General features: G+C 31.9%; 25 protein-coding genes, 1 riboswitch and 1 other annotated feature. Of the genes, 6 read left to right on the forward strand and 19 right to left on the reverse strand.

Annotated features, from left to right (window positions below; all coding sequences use genetic code 11):
• The first annotated feature begins 139 nt into the window (after window positions 1-139).
• Both BUA82_RS11165 and BUA82_RS11170 read left to right on the forward strand, forming a co-directional pair.
• On the forward strand, window positions 140-832 hold the full coding sequence (locus BUA82_RS11165; RefSeq protein ID WP_073007913.1) for a response regulator transcription factor: 693 nt from the start codon (window positions 140-142) through the stop codon (window positions 830-832).
• Window positions 825-2285 carry a sensor histidine kinase gene (locus tag BUA82_RS11170; RefSeq protein ID WP_073007916.1) on the forward strand — a complete coding sequence of 487 codons (1461 nt, stop codon included), beginning with the start codon at window positions 825-827 and terminating at the stop codon, window positions 2283-2285. The genes BUA82_RS11165 and BUA82_RS11170 overlap by 8 nt, the downstream gene beginning before the upstream one ends.
• A 57-nt stretch (window positions 2286-2342) precedes the next feature.
• On the opposite strand, the gene BUA82_RS11175 is transcribed toward BUA82_RS11170, so the two are convergent.
• The 3 genes from BUA82_RS11175 to BUA82_RS11185 form a co-directional block, all read right to left on the reverse strand.
• On the reverse strand, window positions 2343-3134 hold the full coding sequence (locus BUA82_RS11175) for a VIT1/CCC1 transporter family protein (protein WP_083599903.1): 792 nt from the start codon (window positions 3132-3134) through the stop codon (window positions 2343-2345).
• A 116-nt stretch (window positions 3135-3250) separates the two neighbouring features.
• Window positions 3251-3886, reverse strand: a complete 636-nt coding sequence (locus BUA82_RS11180) for an FMN-dependent NADH-azoreductase (RefSeq protein WP_073007921.1) — start codon at window positions 3884-3886, stop codon at window positions 3251-3253.
• Between the two features lie 136 nt (window positions 3887-4022).
• Complete coding sequence (locus BUA82_RS11185) at window positions 4023-6293, reverse strand: sensor histidine kinase (protein ID WP_073007924.1); 2271 nt, start codon at window positions 6291-6293, stop codon at window positions 4023-4025.
• Between the two features lie 254 nt (window positions 6294-6547).
• Window positions 6548-6761 (forward strand) — a binding site (T-box leader).
• 70 nt (window positions 6762-6831) lie between these two features.
• Here BUA82_RS11185 and thrS point away from each other — a divergent pair.
• Complete coding sequence (thrS, locus tag BUA82_RS11190; protein ID WP_073007927.1) at window positions 6832-8772, forward strand: threonine--tRNA ligase; 1941 nt, start codon at window positions 6832-6834, stop codon at window positions 8770-8772.
• A gap of 267 nt (window positions 8773-9039) precedes the next feature.
• On the opposite strand, the gene BUA82_RS11195 is transcribed toward thrS, so the two are convergent.
• Window positions 9040-9564: a cob(I)yrinic acid a,c-diamide adenosyltransferase gene (locus BUA82_RS11195; RefSeq protein WP_073007930.1), complete on the reverse strand. Its 525-nt coding sequence runs from the start codon at window positions 9562-9564 to the stop codon at window positions 9040-9042.
• 220 nt (window positions 9565-9784) lie between these two features.
• A riboswitch (TPP riboswitch) is annotated at window positions 9785-9894 on the forward strand.
• Window positions 9895-9980: 86 nt separating this feature from the next.
• Here BUA82_RS11195 and thiD point away from each other — a divergent pair.
• Genes thiD through thiE form a run of 3 tightly spaced genes read left to right on the forward strand, consistent with a single transcriptional unit; the run spans window position 9981 to window position 12272 of the window.
• Window positions 9981-10814: a bifunctional hydroxymethylpyrimidine kinase/phosphomethylpyrimidine kinase gene (thiD, locus tag BUA82_RS11200; protein WP_073007934.1), complete on the forward strand. Its 834-nt coding sequence runs from the start codon at window positions 9981-9983 to the stop codon at window positions 10812-10814.
• Window positions 10814-11650 (forward strand): hydroxyethylthiazole kinase, encoded by an 837-nt coding sequence (thiM, locus tag BUA82_RS11205; protein ID WP_073007937.1) that lies wholly within the window; start codon window positions 10814-10816, stop codon window positions 11648-11650. Before thiD ends, thiM begins: the two co-directional genes overlap by 1 nt.
• Window positions 11640-12272 carry a thiamine phosphate synthase gene (gene thiE / locus BUA82_RS11210; RefSeq protein ID WP_073008215.1) on the forward strand — a complete coding sequence of 211 codons (633 nt, stop codon included), beginning with the start codon at window positions 11640-11642 and terminating at the stop codon, window positions 12270-12272. The genes thiM and thiE overlap by 11 nt, the downstream gene beginning before the upstream one ends.
• Before the next feature lie 81 nt (window positions 12273-12353).
• Here the strand turns inward: thiE and BUA82_RS11215 are convergent, their stop codons facing one another.
• The 15 genes from BUA82_RS11215 to BUA82_RS11285 all read right to left on the reverse strand — a co-directional run bounded on the left by BUA82_RS11215 (window position 12354) and on the right by BUA82_RS11285 (window position 26202).
• The gene (locus BUA82_RS11215) at window positions 12354-12962 is read right to left on the reverse strand and encodes a DUF2238 domain-containing protein (protein WP_073007940.1); all 609 of its coding nucleotides are present in this window, start codon (window positions 12960-12962) and stop codon (window positions 12354-12356) included.
• A gap of 69 nt (window positions 12963-13031) precedes the next feature.
• Window positions 13032-14066, reverse strand: coding sequence for a low-specificity L-threonine aldolase (gene ltaE, locus BUA82_RS11220; protein WP_073007944.1), 1035 nt, complete (start codon window positions 14064-14066; stop codon window positions 13032-13034).
• A gap of 85 nt (window positions 14067-14151) precedes the next feature.
• A complete protein-coding gene (locus BUA82_RS11225) occupies window positions 14152-14808 on the reverse strand; it encodes a diacylglycerol/polyprenol kinase family protein (RefSeq protein ID WP_073007947.1) in 657 nt (218 codons plus the stop codon).
• A 177-nt stretch (window positions 14809-14985) separates the two neighbouring features.
• Window positions 14986-15543, reverse strand: a complete 558-nt coding sequence (locus BUA82_RS11230; protein ID WP_073007950.1) for a hemerythrin domain-containing protein — start codon at window positions 15541-15543, stop codon at window positions 14986-14988.
• A 20-nt stretch (window positions 15544-15563) separates the two neighbouring features.
• Window positions 15564-16208 carry a hypothetical protein gene (locus tag BUA82_RS11235; RefSeq protein WP_423230454.1) on the reverse strand — a complete coding sequence of 215 codons (645 nt, stop codon included), beginning with the start codon at window positions 16206-16208 and terminating at the stop codon, window positions 15564-15566.
• A gap of 46 nt (window positions 16209-16254) precedes the next feature.
• A complete protein-coding gene (locus tag BUA82_RS11240; protein ID WP_073007956.1) occupies window positions 16255-16452 on the reverse strand; it encodes a DUF1858 domain-containing protein in 198 nt (65 codons plus the stop codon).
• 185 nt (window positions 16453-16637) lie between these two features.
• Complete coding sequence (locus BUA82_RS11245) at window positions 16638-17933, reverse strand: acetyl-CoA hydrolase/transferase family protein (RefSeq protein WP_073007959.1); 1296 nt, start codon at window positions 17931-17933, stop codon at window positions 16638-16640.
• 16 nt (window positions 17934-17949) lie between these two features.
• Window positions 17950-18975 (reverse strand): 3-oxoacyl-ACP synthase, encoded by a 1026-nt coding sequence (locus BUA82_RS11250; protein ID WP_207650301.1) that lies wholly within the window; start codon window positions 18973-18975, stop codon window positions 17950-17952.
• A 233-nt stretch (window positions 18976-19208) separates the two neighbouring features.
• Complete coding sequence (locus BUA82_RS11255) at window positions 19209-20603, reverse strand: sigma-54 interaction domain-containing protein (RefSeq protein WP_073007962.1); 1395 nt, start codon at window positions 20601-20603, stop codon at window positions 19209-19211.
• A 118-nt stretch (window positions 20604-20721) separates the two neighbouring features.
• Window positions 20722-21537 carry an alpha/beta fold hydrolase gene (locus BUA82_RS11260; protein WP_073007965.1) on the reverse strand — a complete coding sequence of 272 codons (816 nt, stop codon included), beginning with the start codon at window positions 21535-21537 and terminating at the stop codon, window positions 20722-20724.
• Between the two features lie 7 nt (window positions 21538-21544).
• Window positions 21545-22768 (reverse strand): ABC transporter substrate-binding protein, encoded by a 1224-nt coding sequence (locus BUA82_RS11265; RefSeq protein ID WP_073007967.1) that lies wholly within the window; start codon window positions 22766-22768, stop codon window positions 21545-21547.
• 46 nt (window positions 22769-22814) lie between these two features.
• Entirely contained in the window at window positions 22815-23519 is a 705-nt protein-coding gene (locus BUA82_RS11270) for an ABC transporter ATP-binding protein (RefSeq protein ID WP_073007970.1), read from the reverse strand.
• A gap of 3 nt (window positions 23520-23522) precedes the next feature.
• Complete coding sequence (locus tag BUA82_RS11275) at window positions 23523-24290, reverse strand: ABC transporter ATP-binding protein (protein ID WP_083599904.1); 768 nt, start codon at window positions 24288-24290, stop codon at window positions 23523-23525.
• Window positions 24291-24292: 2 nt separating this feature from the next.
• Window positions 24293-25333 carry a branched-chain amino acid ABC transporter permease gene (locus BUA82_RS11280; protein ID WP_073007976.1) on the reverse strand — a complete coding sequence of 347 codons (1041 nt, stop codon included), beginning with the start codon at window positions 25331-25333 and terminating at the stop codon, window positions 24293-24295.
• A gap of 2 nt (window positions 25334-25335) precedes the next feature.
• Window positions 25336-26202: a branched-chain amino acid ABC transporter permease gene (locus tag BUA82_RS11285; RefSeq protein ID WP_073007979.1), complete on the reverse strand. Its 867-nt coding sequence runs from the start codon at window positions 26200-26202 to the stop codon at window positions 25336-25338.
• Window positions 26203-26272: the final 70 nt, after the last annotated feature.

Here is a 26272-nt window from a genome sequence, read left to right on the forward strand (position 1 = left end):
TTAATTAATTATTTTAAAAGTATAATAAGACTTATTAAGGGTCCCATAAATATGGGACTCTTTTTTATTGTAGACATAATTATGACACATTTTTATGCTATAATTTGTTCATATTATTATTAACTTCAGGAGGATTATTATGAGCACGACTATACTCATTGCAGACGATAATATAGAGATAATAGATATTCTTACCCCTTACTTAAAGAGAGAAGGATATGATGTAGTATCTGCACTAAATGGTGAAGAGGCTTTAAATGAGTTTAAAACAAGTAACCCAAGCTTAATACTTTTAGATGTTATGATGCCTATTATTGATGGTATGGAAGTGTGCAGAATAATTAGAAGGGAATCTGACGTACCCATAATTATGCTCACAGCTAGAGGGGAATATAATGACAAAATTTTGGGGTTGGAATTAGGTGCTGATGATTACATAGTAAAACCTTTTAGTCCTGGGGAAGTAATTGCTAGAATTAAAGCTATCTTCAGAAGGATTGATAATGCTGAAAGTTCTTCTAAGCCCTTAACCTTGCATAACCTTGAAATAAATATAGAAACATATACCGTTAAAATAAATCATATTTCTATAACCTTAACAAAGAAAGAAATTGAATTACTATACCTACTAGCTTCAAACCCAGGAAGAGTCTTTACTAGAGATGTTCTTTTAGATAAAATTTGGGGATATGAGTACTTTGGTAATTCACGTACTGTAGATACTCACATAAAAAGATTGCGATCTAAGCTTAATATTAAAGATGATTTTCTTTGGGATATAAAAACCTTATGGGGTTTAGGTTATAAATTTGAGGTAAAAGAACATGCATGATAAAGAAAGAATTATTCATAATAAATTGATATTTAAAATCACCTTTGGTTTTATTTCTATAATATTAGTTTCTACCATAATTTTAGGTTTTATTTCTTTTCAAATTTTTAAGGATTATATGTACAAAAATAAAAAAAATAATATGTCCATGAAAGCTCATCAAATATCAACTATGCTAATGAGCCACGATATTGAAAAAGAAACTAATTTTGATTATGAAAGTCTATCTAATTATGTAGAACCTTTAGCCAATGGACGTATATGGATTTCAGACAAAAATGGTAATTTAGTGTTTTTATCGCGTAAAGGCTGTAAAAACCATATGATGGCTGGAGGTAAAATGGGTGCGAACCTAGACAATGACGCCTTAACCAGTGCTCTAAAAGGCAATACATTTATTAAAGAATCCAAGAATGCATATTATGATGAGAACATGCTTCTAGTTGCTGAACCTATTTACAATAAAAATAATGAAATAAACGGGGCTATACTACTATTTTCACCTATACAGGATTTAAAAGAAGCTCAAGGTAAATTTCTTCAATATCTTACTTATGCCCTTATCATTGAACTTATGCTTGCGGGGATATTAAGCTTTTATTTTTCTAAATTCATAACTAAACCCATCCTTTCCATGGTTAACTTTTCAGGAGAATTAATAAAAGGAAATTATAAAGTTAAAAACAATATAGTGCAAAAAGATGAAATTGGACTATTGGCAAATTCCTTAAATGAGCTTTCCAAAAGACTGGATGATAATGTTAAGGTTTTAATGGAAGAAGAATCGCTGAGAAAGGAATTTGTAGCTAATGTATCTCATGAATTCAGAACACCTTTAACTATATTAAAAGGTAGATTGGAGTCTTTAATAGATGGTGTAATTGAAGATAAAAATATACAGTATAACTATGAAAGTATGTTAAAGGAAGTAAATAGGCTAAGTAGAATGGTTAATGACTTATTAGACCTTTCTAAGCTTCAAAACAACAAGCTTCAACTTAATATAGAAGATATAGATGTAGAATTACTTTTAGAAGAAGTTTTGGATAATATAAGCGTATTAGCCAAAGAAGCAGGAATTAAATTAAATGCAGATATAGATATCTCTTCTATTACTATTAAAGGAGATTATGATAGACTTAAGCAACTTCTAATAATATTTCTAGATAATGCAGTAAAATATTCACCCAAAGGCACTTATATAGACATAAAGGTAAGTACAGGGGAATACCTGAATATTTTAATTAAAGACCATGGATATGGAATTGCAGAAGATGACTTAAAATACATTTGGCAAAGATTTTATAAAGGGGATAAATCAAGAACTCAAAAAGGCGGCACGGGCTTAGGCCTTGCTATAGCAAAACATATCATAGAACTGCATAAAGGCAAAGTTCAAATACAGAGTAATTTAAAGGAAGGTACTACAGTGATCCTTAGTTTACCAATATAAAATGGCAGTCATATGAGTTATGATTTATTGGACAATAACTCATATGGCTGCCATTGCTTATGCCACTGCTGAAAGCAAATTGCCGATTATATAGGCGGCTGTAGCGGCTAATCCACCTACTATAAGCATTTCTAATCCAGACTTTAGCCAATTTTCTTCAGTTACCTTTACCTTTAAGGCCCCTAACGTAAATAGAGTAGCTCCTGTTAACACACTGGCTATTATAAAGGTATTCTCTGCAAAATATGGGATAAATCTTGAAAGCACATAAGCTAATACTGGTATAAAACCAAATATTACAAAGGAAGTAAAGGTAACCAAGGCATTTTTTACAGGAGATTCATCTTCCTCTATAATACCTAGCTCCTCTACCATCATTATATCTATCCATGTATTTTTATTTTTTGATATAATCTCCGTTACTGTCACGGCATCTTCCTTTTCCATACCCTTTGCAGTATATAGTTCTATTAATTCTATTTTTTCTCCCTCAGGATAGTGCTCTACTTCCCAAGTTTCTCTTTCTCTCTCCAATTCTTTATACTTTATTTCTGCTTTTGTACTTAAATAGTCTCCAATGGCCATAGAAAGACCATCTGCTATTAAGTTTGCAAAGCCCATAATGAGAACAACTCCAGGAGAAAGAGCGGCACCTGCTACCCCTGCTACTACTGCAAAGGTAGTAATAATGCCATCAAGGCCCCCATAAACAACATTTTTTATATATTGCCCTTGTTCAGTATTATGCTTTTCATAGGACCTTTTCTTCAATTGATGTGCTTTTTTTGCAGCTTCCACATCTTTATTTTTAAAAGCTTCCTTAGCTTTATCTAAATTTCTAGAAAACAAAATATCACCTTCCTTTTGTAAGATTATTTTCTAATTATTTCTATTATAATATATGCTATCATTGAAAACAAATGTAAAAAAGCGCCTAAAAAGCGCTTTTTCATTCAAATACCCTATTAAAAACTTAAAACCAATTCATCAACATTATTAATTGCTTTATCTAAGAAACTCTCTGCTCTTTCAGGGAATTGATTCATTCCTTCTACATAAATTGTTTTATAGTCTGTTATACCAATAAAATTCATAATTGTTCTAATGTAATTAGTTCCAAAATCTAAGTTTTTACCTGGTTCTTCTGAGAAAAAACCACCAGAAGCTTGTACATGAATAACTTTTTTCCCTTGAAGTAGACCAACAGGACCATTTTCTGTATACTTAAATGTTTTCCCAGCTACACATACCGTATCTAAATAAGCTTTCATTACTGCTGGAATAGTAAAATTCCAAATTGGAGTTACTATAACATATTTATCTGCGTTTATAAATTGATCTGTGAGGGATGAGAAAGCTGCCAGCTTATTTTTCTCCTCTTCCTTTAAATTTTGAAATTCTGTTCCACTTGCTAATTTCTCCCAGGCATTAATTATGTCCTTATCTACCATGGGAACATATGTATCAAAAAGATCTATTTCTTCAATTACATCATCCTTATTTAATTTTTTGTAATCATTGATAAATTCTCTTCCTACTCTTAATCCAAAGGATTTATTTTCTTGTTTTGGGTTTGCTGTAATGTATAATACTTTACTCAATTATATTCTCCTCGTCTTTCTCGCTTATAGTTTCACGTTCTAATTATTAACAAATAATAACTATTACTTATTTAATATAAGTATATTACTAATCATTATTAAAGTCAATAAAAAAGGCGAAGATTTCTTCACCTTTTTAACTAGTTTCTAAATTTGAAAACTCTATATTAATATTTCTCATTAATCTGTCCTCTAAGAAATCTATATTTTCATTTACTTTTTCTTCATTTATCTTGTTTAATGGCAATTCTACTGTAAATGAAGTTCCTACATTTTCTTCGCTATCTACAGTGATATTACCTCCTAAAGCTTTAGTCATCAGCTTAGCAAGGTTTAATCCAATTCCTGTTCCCTCAAAGTTTTTTACTAGTTCATTGTTTATTTGATTATATCTTTCAAAAATATATTCTAACTTTTCTTTGGGTATTCCTATTCCCTCATCCCTAACTACAACACATACATTATTTCTTTCAACATAAACATATACATAAATTTTCTTATTAGGAGGAGTAAACTTTACTGCATTAGAAAGTAAATTTAAGATAATCCTTTCGTACTTTTCATCATCTAATGCTGTAATAATCTCATTATTAGATGAATTAAACTCTATGTCTATACCTTTATCCTTTGCATAAACTTCTATAGATTCAACAATAAGTCTAGTTACCTCTATTATATTAACATTTTTTTCATTTACCTTAAGGTATCCTGAATCTGCTCTTGTAATATCCAATAAGTTGTTTACAAGTCTTAACTGTTGAAGACAACTCTGCCTTATTTTACCTATATACTTTAAAGACATTGCATTTAAAGAATCTTTTCCTGTAAATTCTAGAACCTGAAGGGCTGATAACGCTACTGTTATAGGTGTTTTGAATTCATGAGAAATAAAAGAGAAAAACTCCTCCTGTGCTTTTAATAGGTTATTTATCTCTCTATTTTGGAGTATTTCATCTGTTACATCCACAACTATTATAATTAACTCTTTATTTACTCCATCTAAATCAAATAGCGGCTGACAAACTATATTATAATATTTTTCTTGATTATAACTATTTATCTTTATGTTCTTAAAATATTTTGTTTTCTTGGTGTTCTTTAAACTTCTTATGAACGACTCATTTTCATAAAGTTTTATGCTTTTTAATATATCCATTATTGAAATTATTTTTTTATCATAATTCTTATATTGAATTAATTTCTTTGCCCTATTATTTAATTCAATTACCTCCAAATTCGGGTAAGATAATCTTAAAATAGGTAAGTCTAGAGAATTAATAATATCATATAGATAATCTTTTTGTTTTATAAGATGCTCTTGCTGTCTAATAAGATATGATACATCTCTAAAGCACATAACCACATTAGATACCAGTGCATTTTTATCAAATATAGGAGTAGCATTAATATCATAGTACTTAATTACGCCATGATTATTTACGGAGACCCTAACATTTTTTACATCTTCTCCTTTTAATGCTCTTACAGCAGGTATATTTTTAGTATCTAACAATCTTCCCTCCTGGTCATACATGGGCATATTATTGATAACGTCACCAACTTTTTTTATACTTTCCTCATCCCCAAAGGTTTCTCTAGCTATTTTATTTAGTTTAGTATAATTACCGGATTTATCTGATATAAATAAGCAGTCTGACATATTTTCTATTATAGCTTCCAATTGCTCTTGTTGCCGTAGTATAAGGCTTTCCTGCTTTATAATTATATCTTTACTTTTTACATCTTTTGTAACATCCTCAACCATAATAACTATATGATTACTTTCTCCACCTATATATATTGGTGTTATGGACAAGTTCCAATAGGTTAAACCTTTATTAGGTACTAATATTTCATATTCTTTATTATTATAAGGCTTTCCAGTGAGTAGAATGTTATTCCATAAATTCTTTAATTTCTTTTCGTCGATAAAAGAAACCAATTCATGGACCTTTTTGCCTAAAATAAACTTCTTTTCATCTTTAATATCCAGCATATTAAAAAGTAATTCATTACCATAAATTAGTCTAAAATCCAAGGCAGTATAAATACCCATAGGAGAAATATTATTAGAACAAAGCTGATATAATACCGACATATGAGGAGTAGACATTAGATTTATAACATCATAAATAACATAGGTTTTGCATCCTAAATCTTCTCTCATTATTATTTTACATTCTGATGGAAGATAGTTTTTATCAAAAAATAAGTACCCTCTATTATGAGAGATTTCCTCTAAGGATACATTAAAATTTACAACAAAAAAACTATTTATATCACTATGAATTATATTATCTTCTTTGCAGGATAAAAGTTCTAAAAGCTCTATACTTATTTCTATTATTTTTTCTTCATAAGCACGTATAAATAAATTGCTTTTAATATTCTCTATAGAATTAAACATTATTACACCTGCCTTTTTTATAGATAATATCTCTTTTCCCTATTTATTATAATATCATAAAATTTACATAATGAACAATTTTATAACTAAATATGTATTTTTTTGTATATTATATATGAAAATAGTGTTTTATGTTGATCTATTATGTCTATTAATCATCTAAACACTGAGGTTTATTAATAATTTATTAACAGTTATTAACATTATGTGATCTATTGACTATCAATAAAAAAATGTTATAATATTTACAAAATAGTAAAACGATGATGAGAAGAGTAAGCTACAAACTATTTTCAGAGAGAAAATACATTTGCTGTAAGTATTTTTAAATAAGAGTAGCCCAAAACCGCCTCTGAGTGGCTCTAATAAAGCCCGGTAATTCCGTTATAATTATCTATAAAGAGATTTATTCATTTTGGATAAATAATCAGGGTGGAACCACGGGAATTTACAGCTCTCGTCCCTTTTAGGGATGAGGGCTTTTTTTATTTTAAAATAACAATTAAATTGAAAATAACCACTGGAAAGGAGTTTAAAAATGATAAAAATAACTTTAAAAGACGGTTCAATAAAAGAATATGCTTCTGCTATATCCGTTTATGACATAGCAAAGGATATAAGTGAAGGTTTAGCTAGGGTAGCATGCGTTGCTCTAGTTAATGGCAAAGTGGAGGATCTACGCTATATAGTTCGGGAGGATAGTGACCTTAGTATATTAACTTTTGAAGATGAAGAAGGCAAAAAAGCTTTTAGACACACAGCTTCTCATATGCTTTCACAAGCGGTAAAAAGATTATACCCTAATACAAAGCTAGCTATAGGACCTGCTATAGACGAAGGATTCTATTATGATTTTGATAGAGAAGGGTCCTTCAGCTATGAGGATCTTGAAAAGCTTGAAGCTGAAATGAAGAAAATAGCTAAAGAAGATCTTGCTATTGAAAGATTTGAACTTCCTAGGGAAGAAGCAATTAAACTTATGGAAGAAAGAAACGAATCTTATAAGGTAGAGCTTATAAACGAACTTCCTGAGGATGAAGTTATATCCTTCTATAAAATGGGTGAATTTGTAGACTTATGTGCTGGTCCTCACTTAATGAGCACTAAATTTGTAAAAGCTTTTAAATTAACTCACACAGCAGGAGCCTACTGGAAAGGCAGTGAGAAAAATAAAATGCTTTCTAGAATATATGGTACTGCTTATACAAAAAAATCAGATTTAGAAGCTCATCTTGAAAGATTAGAAGAAGCTAAAAAGAGAGATCATAACAGATTAGGAAGAGAGCTTGGTTTATTTACCACCTCAGAAGTTGTAGGTCAAGGATTACCTTTATTAACTGGAAAAGGTGCAAAAGTAATTCAAATACTTGAAAGATTTATAGAAGATGAAGAAGAAAACAGAGGCTACACTATAACTAAGACTCCTTTTATGGCAAAAAGTGATCTATACAAGATTTCAGGACACTGGTCTCACTATAAAGATGGAATGTTCATTTTAGGTGATGAGGAAAAGGATGATGAAGTATTTGCATTAAGGCCAATGACTTGTCCATTCCAATTTTCCATATATAATTCGGAACAGCATAGCTACAGGGAACTTCCTATAAGATACTCTGAAACTTCCACATTATTTAGGAATGAATCTTCTGGAGAAATGCATGGACTTATTAGGGTAAGACAGTTCACTCTTGCTGATGGACATATCATATGTACACCAGATCAAGTAGAGGAAGAATTTAAGGGCGCTGTAGACCTTATTAAATATGTTATGAAGTCTTTAGGTATACAAAATGATATATCCTATAGATTCTCCAAATGGGATCCAAATAATAGAGAAAAGTATATAGATAATCAGGAAGCTTGGGAAACTTCTCAAGAAAAAATGAAGGTTATCTTAGATCATCTTGAAATAAATTATAAAGAAGCTATCGGTGAGGCTGCTTTCTATGGTCCTAAACTAGATGTTCAATTTAAAAATGTTCATGGTAAAGAAGATACTATTATCACAGTACAATTAGACTTTGCTTTAGCAGAAAGATTTAACATGTACTATATAGATAAAGATGGAGAAAAGAAGAGACCATTTATAATTCACAGAAGTTCTATAGGTTGCTATGAAAGAACTTTAGCTATGCTTATTGAAAAATATGCTGGTGCTCTTCCTACTTGGATGGCTCCTGTTCAGGCAAAGATTCTGCCTATCTCAGAAAAATATCATGATTATTGTGAAAAAGTGGCAAAGACTTTAAAAGGCAAGGGCATTAGAGCAGAAGTTGACTACAGAGCCGAAAAGATAGGCTATAAGATAAGACAAGGAAGAATGGAAAGAGTTCCCTACCTGCTAATTGTTGGCGAAAAAGAAGCTGATAACAATGAAGTTTCAATAAGAAGCAGAAAAGCTGGCGAAGAAGGAGCAATATCCTTAGAGGCCTTTATGGAAAGAATTCAAAAAGAAGTAGAAGAGAAAGTAACAGAATAATTTAGAATTTAAAATGAAGGAGGAAACTCGAAGAGTTTCTTTCAATATATGCAAAAGGAAGAAGCTTCTGACGAAGCTTCTTCCTTTTGGTAGATATGAAATAACCTTTTAAACTTTATTTTTTCTAAATATTAATAATTCAACCACATATTCCATAATAAAAAACTCCCTCAGGAGTTTTTTATTTTGACTTTATACTAATTTATAAGTTTTTCTGACTCTTTTTCAGAAAAACTATCCTTCATTCTCAATTCTAAATTCTAAATTTTAAATTTTCGAAACGTATTCCGCTTCATATCTAGCCATTACATAAACCGTGTCGGATAATCTATTAACAAATTTCATTAAAACATCGCTTATGTCTGTTTCCCTTTTTAAAGAAACTAAAGATCTTTCAGCTCTCCTTAAAATTGTTCTGCTTACATGCAGCATTGCAGACTCTAGAGTATCGCCTGGAATTAAGAAGCTATTTTGCTCTCCAATGATGCTAAGGTAGCCATCTATGGTTTTCTCCAAGGTGGTTACATCTTCATCGGTAATTCTCTCTGCCAGCATTTTTATACCTTCTTCATCACTGGCTAATTCAGATGCCACTACAAAAAGTTTCTTTTGAATCCATCTTATTTTTTCTTTTAGCTCATTATCTACGCAGGATGCATAAGCCATGCCTAAAAAAGAGTTAGCTTCATCTATGGTTCCATAACAATTAACCCTTAGACTATCTTTATTTACCCTGCTTCCTCCAAAGAGTCCTGTTTCTCCTTTATCACCAGTTCGAGTATATACATGCATAATAACTTTCCTTTCTTAAAACTTATATTATTATATTTTTATTTACAATTCTTCCTTGCTAATAATTACTATTCTTAATAATATTTTATCATAAAAAGCTTCTAAGTTCATGCTTCATAATAAATTAACAAATAATAAAGTTTCATATTTTAGCTGATAGTATTAATGGCTGCCCTTGAAGGACTTATTCTATTATGTTATGATTTATGAGTATAATTGAATAAAAACACAGGGGGGCTGGTAATGCCAGCTGAGAGTAAGAACTTGATTTTTTGACCCTATTAACCTGATCTGGATAATGCCAGCGTAGGAAGTTGTATTGATTTATTTTAATTAAAGTAAACTTTTTAAACACAAATCCTATGGGTTTGTGTTTTTTTATTTGACAAACTTATTGTAGTAGGAGGATTTATATAATGAAAAAAGTATTAACTATAGCAGGTTCAGATAGTTGTGGCGGAGCAGGCATTCAAGCGGATTTAAAAACCTTCAGTGCTCATGGTGTCTATGGAATGAGCATCATCACCGCTGTAACAGCACAAAATACTTTAGGGGTGTTTGCTGTACAGGACATAGATGATGCTCTTATACAGGCTCAAATGGATGCAATTTTTACAGACATAGAAGTAGATGCAGTAAAAATCGGAATGGTATCTAAAATATCCATTATAGAAATTTTAAGTAAAAAGTTAAAACAATATAAACCAAAAAATATAGTTTTAGATCCAGTAATGATTTCAAAAAGCGGATACTCTCTATTAAAACCGGAATCCAAGGAAGCCCTTATAAAACAACTTATTCCTTTAGCTGATATTATTACACCAAATATACCAGAAGCAGAGGAAATATTAAAAGAAATAAATAGTGATATCCTAAGTATAGAAAATATAGAAGATATGAAATCAGCAGCTAAAGCTATTTATAATCTTGGATGTAAACATGTACTTATTAAAGGTGGACACCTTAAAGAAGAAGCTGTAGATGTACTTTATGATGGGGAAAACTATTATAGCTTTAACACAGAGAGAATTCATACAAAAAATACCCATGGTACAGGCTGTACTCTATCTTCCGCCATTGCATCCAATATAGCACTAGGTCACAATATGAATACTTCAGTTAAAAATGCAAAAGATTATATCACCACAGCCATAAAACATTCTTTCAGCATTGGTCAGGGAGTTGGTCCTACTAATCACTTCTATACATTATATAAAAAGAGCGGAATTATCGCAGAGGAGAATAAATAATGGAAAGATACTTAAAAGTTATAGATTTACTAGCAAAATTAAGAGAGGAAAAACCTTTAGTACATCATATTACCAACTATGTCACTGTGAATGATTGTGCCAATATAACCTTAGCTATAGGTGCTTCACCGGTTATGGCAGATGATATAAATGAAGTGGAAGAAATGGTATCCATGGCCTCTTCTTTAGTACTTAATATAGGCACCTTAAATGAAAGAACAATTCATTCCATGCTGGCAGCTGGCAAAAAAGCTAATGACTTAAATATCCCTATAGTATTAGACCCAGTGGGTGTAGGCGCAACTTCTTATAGAACTGGAACAGCAAAAAGGTTAATTAAAGAATTAAATATTTCAGTTATAAAGGGAAATATTTCCGAAATATCTACGCTTTATGGAATGGATGCCAGAACCAAAGGTGTAGACGCTGAAGAAAGCGGTGATGTCTCCGAAAATGATATTCAAAGCAAAATAGAAATAGCTAAAAAACTAGCTAGTAATTTAAATTGCGTTATAGCTATTACAGGAGCTATAGATATAATTACCGATGGAATTAAGGTATATACCGTAGAAAATGGAGATGTAATAATGTCTAGGATAACTGGTACTGGATGTATGTGTGCCTCACTTATTGGTTCATTCTGTGCAGTGTCTAGTAATGCATTAGAAGGTGCTTTAGCTGGAGTTTTGTCCATGGGTATAGTTGGAGAAATAGCTAAAGAAAAAATAGGTATTAGTCATAAGGGGACTGGAAGCTTAAAGGTGGAAATTATGGATGGCATATATAATCTTAATAAAGATATTATTACAAAGAGAGGAAAAGTATATGAAAAATAATATAGATTATACACTTTATTTGGTAACGGATAGAAACATACTTCAAGGTAGAAATTTATTGGAATCTGTAGAAGAAGCCATTAAAGGTGGAGTTACCTTGGTGCAGTTAAGGGAAAAATCTATCTCCACCAAAGAGTTTTATAACATTGCAGTGGAATTAAAAAAACTTACAGATATGTATAATATACCTTTAATAATAAATGACAGATTAGACATAGCACTATCCATAGATGCTGCTGGATTACACATTGGGCAAGATGATCTTCCTACTTCTGTCGCTAGAAAATTATTAGGTAAGGACAAAATATTAGGAGTTTCAGCTAGAAACCTAGAAGAAGCTTTAAAAGCTTCTTCCGAGGGTGCGGATTATATTGGGGTGGGAGCCATGTTTCCCACTATAAGTAAAAGCGATGCTGTATGGGTATCCATTGAACAGTTAAAGAAAATAAGAGAAAACACCTCCATTCCCATAGTGGCTATTGGAGGCATCACAGAAAAAAACGTTAAAGAACTTACTCATTGTAATATAGATGGAATATCAGTGATTTCTGATATTCTAGGTAAAAAAGATATAAAAATGGCTGCTGAGAGCATAAAGTTAAACTTTCTCAACAAAATATAAAAAGCATAGGGATGGGTGTACTTTTACATTTGTCCCTATGCTTTAAACTATTTATATTTATTTAATTTGCAGGTAATGGATTTATTCAATATCCTTATCCTCTAATATATGAGGCTTAAAATAATATAATATAGCTACGGCAGTTGCCCCTACAGTTCCATCTATTATGTCTGTCATGGTGTCTAGGAGGCTTCCCCCTTGGGAATTCAATCCAAAAATCATATCTCCAGAAAACTCAAATATTTCCCAAAAGCCAGCACAAGCTATCCCAAATATTATGATGAAAAAAGTAATAAATTTTTTATCTAACACCTGAAATTTCTCTTCTTTAAATATATTTAGAAGTATCATGTAGGCTATCATACCTAAAATAATGCCTGAGGTGAGATGAAGAAAATCATCCCAATTAGGAACTTTTGAATAAAAATTCATAAGCTTTCCCAAAAACATAGAAAGAAAAATAAACACTGAAATAGCAAAATTCATTTTTTCTGTAAACTTAACTTTAAAAATTATATAAACATAGTCCACCGCATAAGTAGTTATCAAGGTTAAAAACACATCAAACAGCCTATTTGCATTTCCTTGTATTACAAATAAAACCCCAGTTAAAACTATTAAAATTCTAAACCCTATAAGAAACCACTTATAATTCTTATTATTAATTTTTTGCTTCTGTAAGTTAAGCAAATTATCACATCCTTGTTAATGACTCCATGTATGCTTTTATATATCCTTTATTTAAATAAAATCCTAATACTATTTTAGAGCTTTTAAAGCCTCTTTAAAGGTTTCAACAACATAGTATACATCTTTTTCCGTTACCCAATGATGTGTAACAAATCTCATTATACCATTTTCATCTCCATTTATCTTTACCTGCTTTTCATAAAAGAAATCCACTAAATCTTGGATATTAATATCAGTTTCTTTTATATCAAAAAATACCATATTTATTTGTATATCATTTAAATTCACCTTTACTCCAGGAAACTCATTTAAAAGTTCCCCTAGTAATCTAGCATTTTTATGATCTTCTTTTAGACCCTCTCTCATTTCTTTTAAAGCAATTAAACCTGGAGCTGCAAGGAAGCCTGCTTGTCTTAATCCACCGCCCATGCGCTTGCGATTTTTTCTAGCAGCACTTATAAATTTTCTTGTGCCTGCTACTATAGAACCTATTGGTGCACAGAGGCCTTTAGACAAACAAAAGGTCACAGTATCACAATATTTAGTAATATCTTTTACGTCTACATCTAAATATGCAGCAGCGTTGAAGAGCCTAGCTCCATCTAGATGAACTTGTACATTATGATCCTTGGCTATATCATAAACCGCTTTCATATTTAATAATGAAGGTACCTTACCAGAAGAGTGAGCTGTCTCCATACATATTAGTCCAGTGTCTGGAAAATGTATATCCTCTCCTCTTAATTTGGATATCAACTCTGATATTATAAATTCTCCACCATTATCATGTAAAGTTCTAAGCTGAACTCCTGATAAGGCGGCTGCAGCCCCTACCTCATGTATCATAATATGACTGTTTTCACCTAGAAGCACCTCATCCCCTCTTCTGCAATGGGTCATTATACTTACCTGATTGCCAAAGGTTCCACTGGGAACAAACATAGCAGCTTCTTTTCCTACAAGTTTTGCTGCATACTCTTCCAATTCATTTACTGTAGCATCGTCACCATATACATCATCCCCTACTTCAGCATTAAAGATAGCTTGTCTCATTTTATCTGTAGGCTGAGTAACCGTATCACTTCTTAAATCTATAAAAGTCATAGTTTTTCACCTCTCTCTAAATATATATTATTATATTATAACAATAATACAAATTTATATAAACATTTAATAACTATTTGTTTAATTAAAGCCACATTAATAAAAATACAAAAGCTGATGATAATGGAACTGTTAAATTATCAATTTTTCCTGGAGAAACTCCTTCCACTATAGTGGCTACAGCAGAAATAATAAAGCTGTGTAGTATAACATTTTCATTTTCAAACCCAACAAGCAATACAAAGCTAATTAAAAAAGACACAGCTAACATGGCTATGCTCCCTTCTAAGGACTTTGTGTTTCCAAAAAAGCTATACTTATGCTTTCCTTTAATTTTTCCAATTAAAGCAGCAGCAGAGTCACCATATCCCATGATAAGCACGCCAATAGCTCCTGCCACAGGATGATATTTAGGATAATATGTTATTATAGATAGTATTATAACTGATATAACATAAAACATTGTTTTATAATCCCACTTACCATTAAACTCTATAGCATTAATAAATTTAATTTTACTAGACAATAACATTATGGCCATAAAAACCAACGCGGAAAGTACAGCGCTAAAAGGCGTTGTAAAATAATTCATAGCAAATAACCACCAAGTAGATATTATTGCATGAACAAAATTCTTAATACCTCCCTTGGAAAAAACATTAATTTTTTTTAAAAAGTTTCCCATAATTAAAATTGTTATTACGAATAAAGCAGAAAGAAAAATTCCAATAATATCTGACATATCTCCCCCAATAAATAATTGTTATAATAATAATATAATCTTTATTAATAAATTTTTAATTAACTTTTGTTAAACATTATTTAAACATTATTGTTTTTCTTGTAAATATAGATTTTTCTAATTTCCCGGGTAATTTTAAAAGCAGAGCTTCAATTTATTGCTCTGCTTTTAATAATATCACATATTTAATTTTGTATTTAACTCATCAATGACATTGATATATTTTCTTTGGATTTCTTCTTTTTCCCCCTGTGCTTCAAAGGCTTGGCATTCTTCCTCTAATTTTTCTTTTGATGAATCCGAAAGATTATTTTCAGCAAATTTATACACTACAGTATCTTCTTTATCTATATGTCTTTGTAAAAGATGCGTATAGGATATAGCATTTGCTATAACATCTAGCTTAGCCTCCTCATCACCCTTTAAAACTTTTACAATCGCTTCCTCCAGTTCTTTAATATACAATCTACCTAAATCATGTTCTACAAGCATTCCATACTTTACAAGTTTCTCCGCAGGAGCCCCTAGTTCCTGTACCATCTTATTAAATAGCATCTTTTCTTCTTTTCCATGATGATGCTTATCTGCATAGTTTCTAATAAAATCTATAATTTTATAAAAGTCTTCATAATCTAATTTTTCATTTTTTAATATTTTATAACAATACTTTCTAACGATTATTAGCATCTTTTTTATATTATTATGCTCTTCCACCATAGTTTGTATAGCTTTCATGTTTTCCTCCTATATATTTTCTATTTTTTTATTATGCATTGAGTACCATCTTCTTGTTTAACATAGTTAAACTCTGATGTAAGATTATTTACAAAAGCATCTATCCATTTAGTTCTTAAATTATAAAAGTTTGCTACATCTCCTCCAGCGGATTTCCAATATTGAGAATGAAGGCAGGTAGTAGCTCTCCATGCAAATATTTTATCATCACTTTCTAAAAATTCATTAACCCTATCACAAGGCATTCCCTCTAAAATGTAATCATTTATAGCTGCAAAAACCTCTTCTGGAGTGGAGGCATTTCTTTTATCTTTTTCTGACTCTCCGTCCTTTACCCCTTGATTATAAAATATATTTTCCAAATCATTTTCATACTTATTATCCATTTTTAGAATTCTCGTAATATACTCCGCTTGTCTTGCTTCAGCTTTTTGTATTTTATCTTGAAGCCATCCATGTATATTAGATTCATCTATGATTTCTTCCAATGGCTTATCCTCAGTAGGTTTTCCATAATTATTATATATATCTATACTCCAACTACTCACAGGTAAATTCATCGTTTCAGCATAACTTATTATTTCTTTTTCAATATTTTCAAACCATTTGATCTTATTAAATAACCAATAATGTATCTTACCTAAATATTTACTCAAATTTATCACTCCAGATTTTCATAAAATAATATTTTATTATATATATTAAAACTTATTATTTTTCTAACTTTTCGTTAAGTGCATTTAAAAGATCATTTACATTAAGTCCATGTACTAAAGCTGCGTCTTGAATAGATTCTGCTTGAGAGGCTGGACATCCTATACATCCCATACCAAAGTCCATAAGTATATCTATAGCTTCCGGATAATTTCTAACTAATTCTCCTATGGTAATTTCTTTTGTTATTTTCATATTTATACCACCTTTCAAATAATAATTATATGTTATATCATTTTCATCTTTATGAACTAATTATACAATTTAATTCCGAGTAATTCGGTAATATATGTTACCATTTTATTTTTTTATAAAAAACTAAAAGAGATTGTCTATGCAATCTCTTTTAGTCTTAATTAAGGTATAATAAAGTGTAAGGTCTACCAAATCATATTTTTTTCTGCTTCTCTTCTAAGCTCTTCCCTAAAATTAGGATGGGCTATGGCTATAAGGTTTTCCACTCTTTCTTTTATGCTTCTTCCTCTTAAAGCCGCTACTCCATATTCCGTAACTACATAATCTACATCGTTTCTTGAGTAAGTTACTGCAGCCCCTAGGTTTAAAAAGGGCACTATGGTGGAGAGGGTATCTTTTTTAGCAGAGGAATATAAGGCTATTATAGACTTGCCCTCAGGACTGTTTTGTGCTCCAATACCGGTATCCGCTTGTCCACCACTTCCAGAATACTGTCTAAAACCTATAGATTCAGAAGCGCATTGTCCTGTTATATCCACTTGAAGTGTAGTATTTATAGATACCATTTTATAGTTTTGTCCTATAACATAAGGGTCATTGGTGTAGGCACCTCTTCTAAGCTCTACCCCTACATTATTATCTATAAAATCATATAGTCTTTTTGTACCCAATGCAAAAGTACCTATCATCTTATTTTTATGAAGGGTTTTTCTACTATTATTTATTACTCCAGCTTCATACAAGTCTACCATGCCTTCAGTGATCATCTCAGTGTGAATGCCTAAATCTTTTTTGTTCATAAGGGCTTTAGCCACAGCATTAGGGATTCCACCTATACCCAGCTGTATGGTACAGCCGTCTTCCACAAGCTCTGCAATGTAATTTCCTATAAGCATATCTTTTTCTGAAGGTTCTATCACAGGAAGCTCTGGAACCTCACCATGGTGTTCATAAAAAAAATCTATTTCTCTTATGTGAACGGATGTATCCCCAAAGGTCCTTGGTAAATTTTCATTAATCTCCAGTATCACTATGTCAGCCTTTTCTATATAATCCCTTTCATAGGTTACAGAAAGAGATATGGAAAAATATCCATGCTTATCCATAGGAGATGCGGAAGCTATAAATATATTAGGTTTTTTATAACTTAACCTTTTAGTAGCTGATAGATGGAGATGATTAGGTATAAAGGTAGTGGTTCCATAACTATGGGCTTTTCTCGTAAGTGGACTGTAAAACCAAGTTTCATTGATAAAGTGACCTTTCATAGAAGGATCTGAAGTAAATTTATAGTCATTCATATTAAGACAGGTAACTATTGAAACATCCTTTACTTTATCCTTAATTTCATGTAACTTTGAAAGAAAACCTACGGGTTCTGCTCCTGCTAATCCCACCACCACTTCATAATTTGATTTTACATTGTCTAATGCTTCTTCTAATGTAATTAACTTACTTTTATACTCATCCTTTAAATTCATGTTTTTCCTCCTCTACTTAAGAAATCTGTCCCCATTTAATAGTATTAGCGGCCCAAGCATATCCAATACCTGCCCCTACTGTAACTATAATATCTCCATCCTTTATTTTTCCTTCCTCTAAAGCAAGGTTCATAGAAAGTATTTGATCTAGCTGCCCTAAATGACCATAATCCTTGAGGTATATAGATTTTGATTCTGGTACCCCTAATTCATTTAGGATATATTTATGGGCAGAATATTTAAAATGTATCATAGCTAAATAATCTATATCTTTTTCACTATATCCACTTTTCTTTACAGAATCTCTTATTACTTTAAGAAAGTTAGGAGTAGACTTTTCATTTAATCTTTCCTTCATTCCTTCTACATCCATAACATCTAAAGCTTTATAAGCATTTTCTAAATTTTCAACATTTATAGGATTTTCTGTTCCTCCATAAATAACTCCCACATCTCTGGCAAAGGATCCATCGGTTATTATGGAAGTTTCTAAAAGCTCATTTCTCCCATAATTTTTTCTAAGCATCACAGCTCCCCCTCCGGCAGCCAAGTTAAACATAAAACTTACCCTATTATTTTTGTAGTCAATAAAATCTCCATTTCTGTATCCACCGCAAACCAATATGGTATTCATGTTATCATCTGACAACATCATATCCTTGGCTATTTTTAAAGCTGTGATCTCTGTGCAGCACCTTTGAGCTATATCAAAGCCTATAGCTCTATATGCTCCGATTTTTTCTTGAATATATATAGCTGAAGTGGTAAGAGGATACTCTTTCCATTCTTCACCTATACAGATAATAGCATCGATTTCCATAGGATCTACTTCGGTATTTTTCAAACAATCTAGAGCAGCAAAATATCCCATTTCTTGAGTACCATCTTTTTCTCCTGCAATGGTTTTCTTTTCAAAGCCTAGCTTGCCAATAACTGCTTCTTCACTCCAACATCCTCCAGTTAAATCGCTTACATCCTTAGCAGATAATGTTTTCTCTGGCAGATATATACCAAATCCCATAATTCCAACATGTTTTCTCATAATATTACCTCCCATAACAGGCTTTATTTTCCTCTAATAAGTTATAAGAGCAAAATTTATGCCAAAGTTTCCATAGCCTCATAAATGGGAATAAATTATATAAAAACCTCGCTTAAAGTGGAATAAATTATATAAAAAACCAGCAGTTCTTACACTGCTGGCTAACCTATCACTTATTTAGGTATATATATACAAATATCTTATGTATCAATATATAACATTGTATACTATTGCTACATCTTTAATTCTATGCCATACTCCTCAATTTTTCTATATAAAGAAGCTCTAGGTATATTTAATTTCTTGGAGGCTTCAGATTTATTATAGTTGCATTCTTTCAGCATTTCTATGATTATTTCTTTCTCAATTTTGTTTAAAATATCATTTAATCCGCCTTCTGTGGTGCTTATATATTTTTTCTTTAAGGTTTCGTTTACAATATGGGGTGGTAAATCTGATAAAGTTATATTTATGTCATCAGCGTTAACACAAATCTTTTCCAATATATTTCTAAGCTCTCTTACATTTCCATGCCAAGGATACTGAATTAATATTTCCATTATGTTTTTAGGTATATGCCTGTACATTCCTGTTTCCTTATAAAAGCTTGTAAGAAATCTCTCTGCTAATAGTGGAATATCTTTAGCACGTTCTCTTAATGGAGGAATATCTAAAGTAAGTACATTTAACCTATAATAAAGGTCCTCTCTAAACTTTCCCTCCGCCACCATTTCTTCTAAGTTTCTGCAGGTAGCACATACCACCCTGACATTTATAGGTATGGGGGACTTTCCTCCTATGGGCATAACTTCTTTTTCCTGTAGTACTCTTAATAACTTAACTTGCATATGCAATGGCATTTCTGCAATTTCGTCAAGGAAAATGGTTCCTCCTTCTGCTAATTGAAACTTTCCTATGTTTCCCCCTCTTTTAGCTCCGGTAAAGGACCCTTCTTCATAGCCAAATAGCTCTGATTCTATGAGGTTTTCAGGTATGGCAGAACAATTTATGCTTACAAAGGCATTATTTTTTCTAGGGCCTTGGTTATGAATAGAATGAGCAAAAAGCTCCTTTCCCACTCCACTCTCACCTAGTATAAGCACATTTGAGTTTACCTTAGCCATCTTTTTAACCTTTTTCTTGCAGTTGATGATTTGTTCAGATTCACCTATTATATCATTAAGGTCATACTTTGCAGAGTTTAGCCTAGCCATTTCATTTTTATATAATCTAAGTTCTTTATCTACCGCTTTAAACTTATCTAGTACTTCCTGCATTTTATCTACATCATCAAAAAGCACCATACCGAAACCACCAATGACATTACCGTCATCATCAAAAATTGGTATCCTGTGCACTATGGCATCTTTTCCATTGTGAAATTTATGTTTACATGCTATTTCTGCTTGTTTGCTTTTGAGTACGTCTAAAAATTTAGAATTTGAGTTAACTTCGGTTACTAATCTCCCTAAAGAATCCCCTACTGTTACACCTAAAAAATTACAAAAGGTCTTATTGATAAAAATTATTTTTCCATCTTGATCTAGTATGTTTACAGCTAAAGGCAGCTTATCAAATACATCATAGCAAAAAGACATAAACTGTGTATCCATCGCTAGACTTCTCATATGCTTCACCCCATTATCAATTTAGTATATAGAAATATTTTCAATATATTCCAAGTATATCATAATAAAAACAGGATAACAATGCAAGGAATGTATTGTTATCCTAAGATCTAAAATATTAGGGGATTAAAATTTTGTATTTAGCGGTATCTAAAAAACCTTTTAAAATAGAAACGAATTCATAAGGTTTTTCATACATGGATGCATGTCCTGCATCCTTTATAACCACCATATGAGAATGTTTTATCTCCTCATGGAGTATATGTTGATAAGCTAAAGGAGTTATTATATCCATATCGCTGCCTATGATAAGAGTTGGCAAGGAGATACAGTGAAGCTCATCGGTTAGATTTAAAGAAGAAGCACTCCTTGCTGCTCTTCTAAAGCCTTCGTACCAATCTTTAGTAAAGACTTTGCAAAAGAGATTTTCTCTATCTTCTAGCCATTTACTATTTTCCTCATAAAACTTGTGAGAATAAATGAAAGGCATGGTAGCTTTAAAAAACACATGTCCATCATAGGTGGAAGCAGCAAAATCCCAAAGCTTTTCAATATCCTTTAACATATTGGTGGTCTTACTAGTGGTATTGCTTAAAAGTAAAGTATTTAATCTATTTTCATACTTAAGAGCAAATCTCATGGCCACTTCTCCCCCGTAAGATACACCAAAAAGATGTACCTTTTCTAAGGATAGCTTATCCATAAATTCTTTTATCATATCCACATGGATTTCCTGATCATAATAATCTTCTGCCTTGGAAGACTGCCCTTGATCTATAAGGTCTAAAAGAATTAACTTATAGCCCTTTAAACTTTCAGTGAATGGCTTCCAACTTAAAGTGCTCATCATTATTCCATTTAAAAATATCACTGGTTCACCTTCACCGTATATCTTATAATAAAGCTCATGTTCATTTATTTTAATTTTAGGCATTTATATTTTATTCTCCTCCTAGGAAGTCTGATATAACTTCATATTTAAAGTTTTTATCATCTACATACTTTGCTTTCATAAAGTACATCTTTTCAACACCATTACGTCTATCTGGGGTATAGGTTATTCCCTTTGCCATACCATCGCTGAAATCTTTAATGCTTTCCATACCCTTTTGGAAGTTTTCCCAAGTTAAGTCACCTTTAGTGTTCTTTAGGCCCTCTGTAAATACCTGCGCGGCTACCCATCCAGCTACTGCATAAGCGTTAGGTGTTTCATTAGGATAGTACTTTTTAAAGGCTTCAATGAATTTTTGAGCTGCTTTGTTGTTAGGGTCTGTAATATCTGCCACCCAGGCAGCGGTAATCACATCATTCCATGCATCTTTAGCTAATTGGAAAAGAGTTACGTCTGCAACTATATAAGTAGCTAAAAATTGAGTTTTAAAGCCTTGTTTTTTAGATTCTACAGTGATACCTGCAGCAGGCTTTGCGTTTCCATATATTATGGTTACATCAGGCTTTGCTTCATTAAGCTTTTGTACGTGAGTGGAGAAATCTGTATCTGTAGGATTGTATGGTACTTCCGCTACTAAAGCACTGTCTTTACTTATAGCTTTTAGTTTAGCCTTTACCCCTGCAAGTCCTTCTTTACCAATATCATTATTCTCATAAATAACAGCTATTTTATTTGCTTTTAAATTATCTAAAGCATATTTAACCATTAAACCACCTTCAAAGGTGTAGTTAGGCTGCACTGGGAAGTAATTTCCTTTAACTTTAGAAAACTCACTAGAACCACTACCTTGATAAACTGCAGGTATTCCTTTTTCTTTAAAATAGTCTATACTAGCAAGACAACCTGGTGTACCTAATTGTCCTACTATGGCAAATACTTGATCCTTTTCTACTAATTCCTCTGCCTTTTGAAGAGCTATATCTGCTTTAAATCCATCATCCTTAGATATTAATTCTATTTTTTTACCGTTTATTCCTCCTTCCTCATTAACCATTTTAAAATAGGCTTCCATGCCATGAAGCATAGGCATTCCTACTATGGCTAAGGATCCGGAGGTTGGTCCCATGGTTCCAACTTTTATAGTAGTGTCTGTAACCCCTTGCGCTACCTTTTCTTTACCTGCTTTGCCTTCTTCTCCGCTCTTTCCGCATCCAGCTAACAAGGACACTGAAAGTATAGCACTTAATATGATACTTAAATTTCTTTTTAACATAAAATACCCTCCTAAAATATAAACTTATTATTTAACCCTCCCTAGGTTAACCACCCAAGTAGGATTTTTTAACACTTTCATCATTTCTTATAACCTCAGCAGTACCTTCTAAAACGATGTTTCCTGTTTCTAGAACATATACATAATCTGCGATTTTTAAGGTTTGAAAAGCATTTTGTTCTACTAAGAGCACTGTAACCCCTTGTTTGTTTATTTCTTTAATTATTTGAAAGATCTCTTTTACTATTATGGGAGCCAATCCTAGAGAAGGCTCGTCTAGAATAAAGAGTTTTGGGCTTGCCATTAAACCTCTACCTATAGCAAGCATTTGTTGCTCCCCTCCACTCAGTGTTCCTGCTATCTGGTTCTTTCTTTCTCTAAGCCTAGGAAAATATTCGTAAACCTTAGAAAAATTCTCTTTAACTTCATTGTTATCACCTAGAACATAACTACCTACTTTTAAATTTTCTTCTACAGTAAATTGTGGAAATATTTTTCTACCTTCAGGACAATGTATTATCCCCTGTTTTACTATTTCATAAGCTTGTTTACCATCAATTTTTTTATCTTCTAGTTCAATACTTCCTTTAGATATAGGGACTATGCCTGACAAAGCTTTAAGAGTAGAGGTCTTTCCTGCCCCATTAGCTCCAAGAATACTTACTATCTTTCCTTCTGGGATATGAAAATCAATGCCTTTTACAGCTTTTATAAAGCCGTAATTCACATGCAAGTCGCTTACCTTTAGCATTATTTATACCTCCTCCCCTAAATAAGCTTCTATTACCATAGGATTACTCTGTATCTCTTTTGGTATGCCTTCTGCTATTTTCTTTCCAAAATTCATAACAGCAATCCTGTCGCATATATTCATAACTAAATTCATATCATGTTCTACCAATAGCACTGTAATTCCAAATTTATCTCTTATATTTTTAATCCTGTCACCTAACATTTTTGTTTCAGTATCATTCATTCCAGCTGCAGGTTCGTCTAAAAGAAGTACTTTTGGTTCTGATATAAGCGCTCTTCCTAGTTCCACTAATTTCTGTATACCATAGGGTAAGTTAAAAACCAGGCTGCTTGCGTAATTTTCTAATCCTAAGAATTTTAAAACCTCTATAGCCTTTTCTTTTTGTTTATTTTCTATCTTTGATACTTTAGGAAGCATAAACATGGAGGATAATATTCCATAACTTGCATTTATATGATTTCCTACTAAAAGATTGTCCATAACTGTCATATGTTTAAAAAGTTCTACATTTTGAAAAGTACGTGTAAGACCATATTTAATTACCTGATGGGTTTTCTTTTTTGTAATATCTACTTCTCCAAATATAACATTGCCAGAATCCGGCTTATAAAACCCGCTTATCATATTAAATACAGTAGTTTTACCTGCTCCATTTGGACCTATTACTCCAAATATATCTTTTTCAGAAACATTAAAGCTGATATTATCCACAGCTTTTAATCCACCAAAGGATATGGACAATTCATTTACACTAAGTACTGTATTCATTATTATGGCACCTCCTTCAGCTCTTTATTTTTAGGGAAATTATTCTTGCCTCCCTTAGATATAAATTTCTTAATATAAAAGGAAGCTTTGTGAAGAAGCTGAATAATTCCATAAGGACAAAACATAACGGTTAATATTAACAAAATCCCTGTAGCTATAAAGGACCCATTAGTAATTTTAATAGCCTTCATATATTCTGGTAATAGTGTCATAAACATTGCACCTATCACCGATCCCCATAAAGAACCTAATCCGCCTATAACTATCATGGCTAAAAGATTTAATGATATTGCCATACCAAAAGATTGAGGATAAACCTGTCTAAAGAGATAGGTCCAAAGGCTTCCTGCTGCTCCAGCATAAGCAGCACTTATTACGAAAGCTATGGTCTTGTATTTAGCGCTGTTTACCCCTAAGGAGCTGGCGGCGGTTTCACTATCTCTAATAGCTTGAAGTGCCCTACCTGTCTTTGTATTAATAAGATTTTTAGCCAATATAAAGGCAATAACTATGAATATTAGTATTAAATAATACATTTCTTGTCTACTTTTAAATTCTATATTAAATATTTTTGGAGCTTTAACTCCCTTAAGTCCTGAAAAGCCTCCAGTAAATACTTCAAACTCCATAAATATATGCTCAAAAGCAACTCCAAAACCTAAGGTAGCAATGGCTAAATAGTTACCTTCCAAACGAAGGGCAGGTAATCCTAAAATAAACCCTAAAATAGCTGTAACCACTACAGAAGCAAGCAAAGCAATGATGAAATTCACATCATATCTTATGGAAAGGTTTGCAGTTATATAAGCTCCTATACCTATGAAGGCAGCATGTCCTAAAGATATTTGCCCTCCAAAACCTAAGAGTATGTTATATCCTATAGCTGCAATAGCATATATTCCGCCTAAGTTTATCAACGTAATGGTACTTGTACGAAGTTTTACTCCTAATAGCTCACACAAAGTTGGAAACAAAAAGGCTAAAATTAAAATGATTATGGAAGTTTTATTTTTATTTAAATAACTCAATATCTTTTTAACCACTGCTACACCTTCTTTCTATAGGTTTTTCCTAGTAATCCATTAGGCTTAATAATAAGCATCAATATTATAAGACCAAAAGAAAATACCGTTTTCCAAGATAGTGAGATGTATTTCCCAAAAATATTTTCTGCAATACCTAGTAAAAGCCCGCCTACCACAGGCCCTCCAAAGGTGTTAAATCCACCTAGCACCGCTGCGGCAAAAGATTTTAAATGCATATCCGCCATCATTGACACATCTAAAAAGGTAATGGGAGCTATAAGCATACCCGCCACCCCTGACAATACAGCACTTATTATCCAAGTAAGAGTAACCACCTTGTTAACCGATATTCCCATAAGCTGTGCTGCTTCAGGATTCTGTGCAGATGCTCTTAAGGCTAATCCTGTTTTTGTATACTTGAAAAAGTATAATAATAACAGCATTATAAAAAAGGTAATCCCCATGGTAGCAAGGCTATTAGGTTCTACAGAAGTACCTAATATTTGAATGTTTTCTCCTTGTACAAGCTTAGGGAAGCTTTTAGTCTCAAAACCGAAAATATTACCTGCTAATCCATTAAGTATCATTATTAGTCCTAAGGTAGCTATCATAGAGCTTAAAAGCGGAGCATCCTTAAGAGGGCCAATAACTATTTTTTGAATTATCAATCCCATAATGGCAGCAAAGATTATAGTAAGAAAAAAAGCTAAATAGTAAGGTACCTTTAATGTGGTCAATAGAGTAAAAGCCATAAATGTGTTGAACATAGCCATTTCCCCTTGAGAAAAGTTAACTATGTCAGAAGTCTTAAAAATCATTACTAGTCCTAAAGCTGCTAAAGAATATAAACTACCAGTTATTAATCCGTTTATTATTAACTGCAGCATTGCTACACCCCCTGTAAAAATTTGATACAGTGTAAATTTTTATTACAACTGTTTTAATGAACTTATATAG

The sequence above is a fragment of the Clostridium amylolyticum genome (assembly GCF_900142075.1).
In the GTDB taxonomy this organism is placed as follows: domain Bacteria; phylum Bacillota; class Clostridia; order Clostridiales; family Clostridiaceae; genus Clostridium_AA; species Clostridium_AA amylolyticum.

Excerpts from the sequence above, each read along its gene's own strand:
- BUA82_RS11240 (WP_073007956.1), bottom strand. The coding sequence starts at position 16,452 with ATGAAAATAACAAAAGAAATTACCATAGGAGAATTAGTTAGAAATTAT.
- BUA82_RS11250 (WP_207650301.1), bottom strand. The coding sequence starts at position 18,975 with ATGAGAAAACATGTTGGAATTATGGGATTTGGTATATATCTGCCAGAG.
- BUA82_RS11260 (WP_073007965.1), bottom strand. The coding sequence starts at position 21,537 with ATGCCTAAAATTAAAATAAATGAACATGAGCTTTATTATAAGATATAC.
- BUA82_RS11185 (WP_073007924.1), bottom strand. The coding sequence starts at position 6,293 with ATGTTTAATTCTATAGAGAATATTAAAAGCAATTTATTTATACGTGCT.
- BUA82_RS11265 (WP_073007967.1), bottom strand. The coding sequence starts at position 22,768 with ATGTTAAAAAGAAATTTAAGTATCATATTAAGTGCTATACTTTCAGTG.
- BUA82_RS11255 (WP_073007962.1), bottom strand. The coding sequence starts at position 20,603 with ATGAGAAGTCTAGCGATGGATACACAGTTTATGTCTTTTTGCTATGAT.
- thiD (WP_073007934.1), top strand. The coding sequence starts at position 9,981 with ATGAAAAAAGTATTAACTATAGCAGGTTCAGATAGTTGTGGCGGAGCA.
- thiM (WP_073007937.1), top strand. The coding sequence starts at position 10,814 with ATGGAAAGATACTTAAAAGTTATAGATTTACTAGCAAAATTAAGAGAG.
- BUA82_RS11225 (WP_073007947.1), bottom strand. The coding sequence starts at position 14,808 with ATGTCAGATATTATTGGAATTTTTCTTTCTGCTTTATTCGTAATAACA.
- BUA82_RS11230 (WP_073007950.1), bottom strand. The coding sequence starts at position 15,543 with ATGAAAGCTATACAAACTATGGTGGAAGAGCATAATAATATAAAAAAG.
- BUA82_RS11170 (WP_073007916.1), top strand. The coding sequence starts at position 825 with ATGCATGATAAAGAAAGAATTATTCATAATAAATTGATATTTAAAATC.
- ltaE (WP_073007944.1), bottom strand. The coding sequence starts at position 14,066 with ATGACTTTTATAGATTTAAGAAGTGATACGGTTACTCAGCCTACAGAT.
- thrS (WP_073007927.1), top strand. The coding sequence starts at position 6,832 with ATGATAAAAATAACTTTAAAAGACGGTTCAATAAAAGAATATGCTTCT.
- BUA82_RS11275 (WP_083599904.1), bottom strand. The coding sequence starts at position 24,290 with ATGAATACAGTACTTAGTGTAAATGAATTGTCCATATCCTTTGGTGGA.
- BUA82_RS11270 (WP_073007970.1), bottom strand. The coding sequence starts at position 23,519 with ATGCTAAAGGTAAGCGACTTGCATGTGAATTACGGCTTTATAAAAGCT.
- BUA82_RS11195 (WP_073007930.1), bottom strand. The coding sequence starts at position 9,564 with ATGCATGTATATACTCGAACTGGTGATAAAGGAGAAACAGGACTCTTT.
- thiE (WP_073008215.1), top strand. The coding sequence starts at position 11,640 with ATGAAAAATAATATAGATTATACACTTTATTTGGTAACGGATAGAAAC.
- BUA82_RS11245 (WP_073007959.1), bottom strand. The coding sequence starts at position 17,933 with ATGAATTTAAAGGATGAGTATAAAAGTAAGTTAATTACATTAGAAGAA.
- BUA82_RS11285 (WP_073007979.1), bottom strand. The coding sequence starts at position 26,202 with ATGCTGCAGTTAATAATAAACGGATTAATAACTGGTAGTTTATATTCT.
- BUA82_RS11165 (WP_073007913.1), top strand. The coding sequence starts at position 140 with ATGAGCACGACTATACTCATTGCAGACGATAATATAGAGATAATAGAT.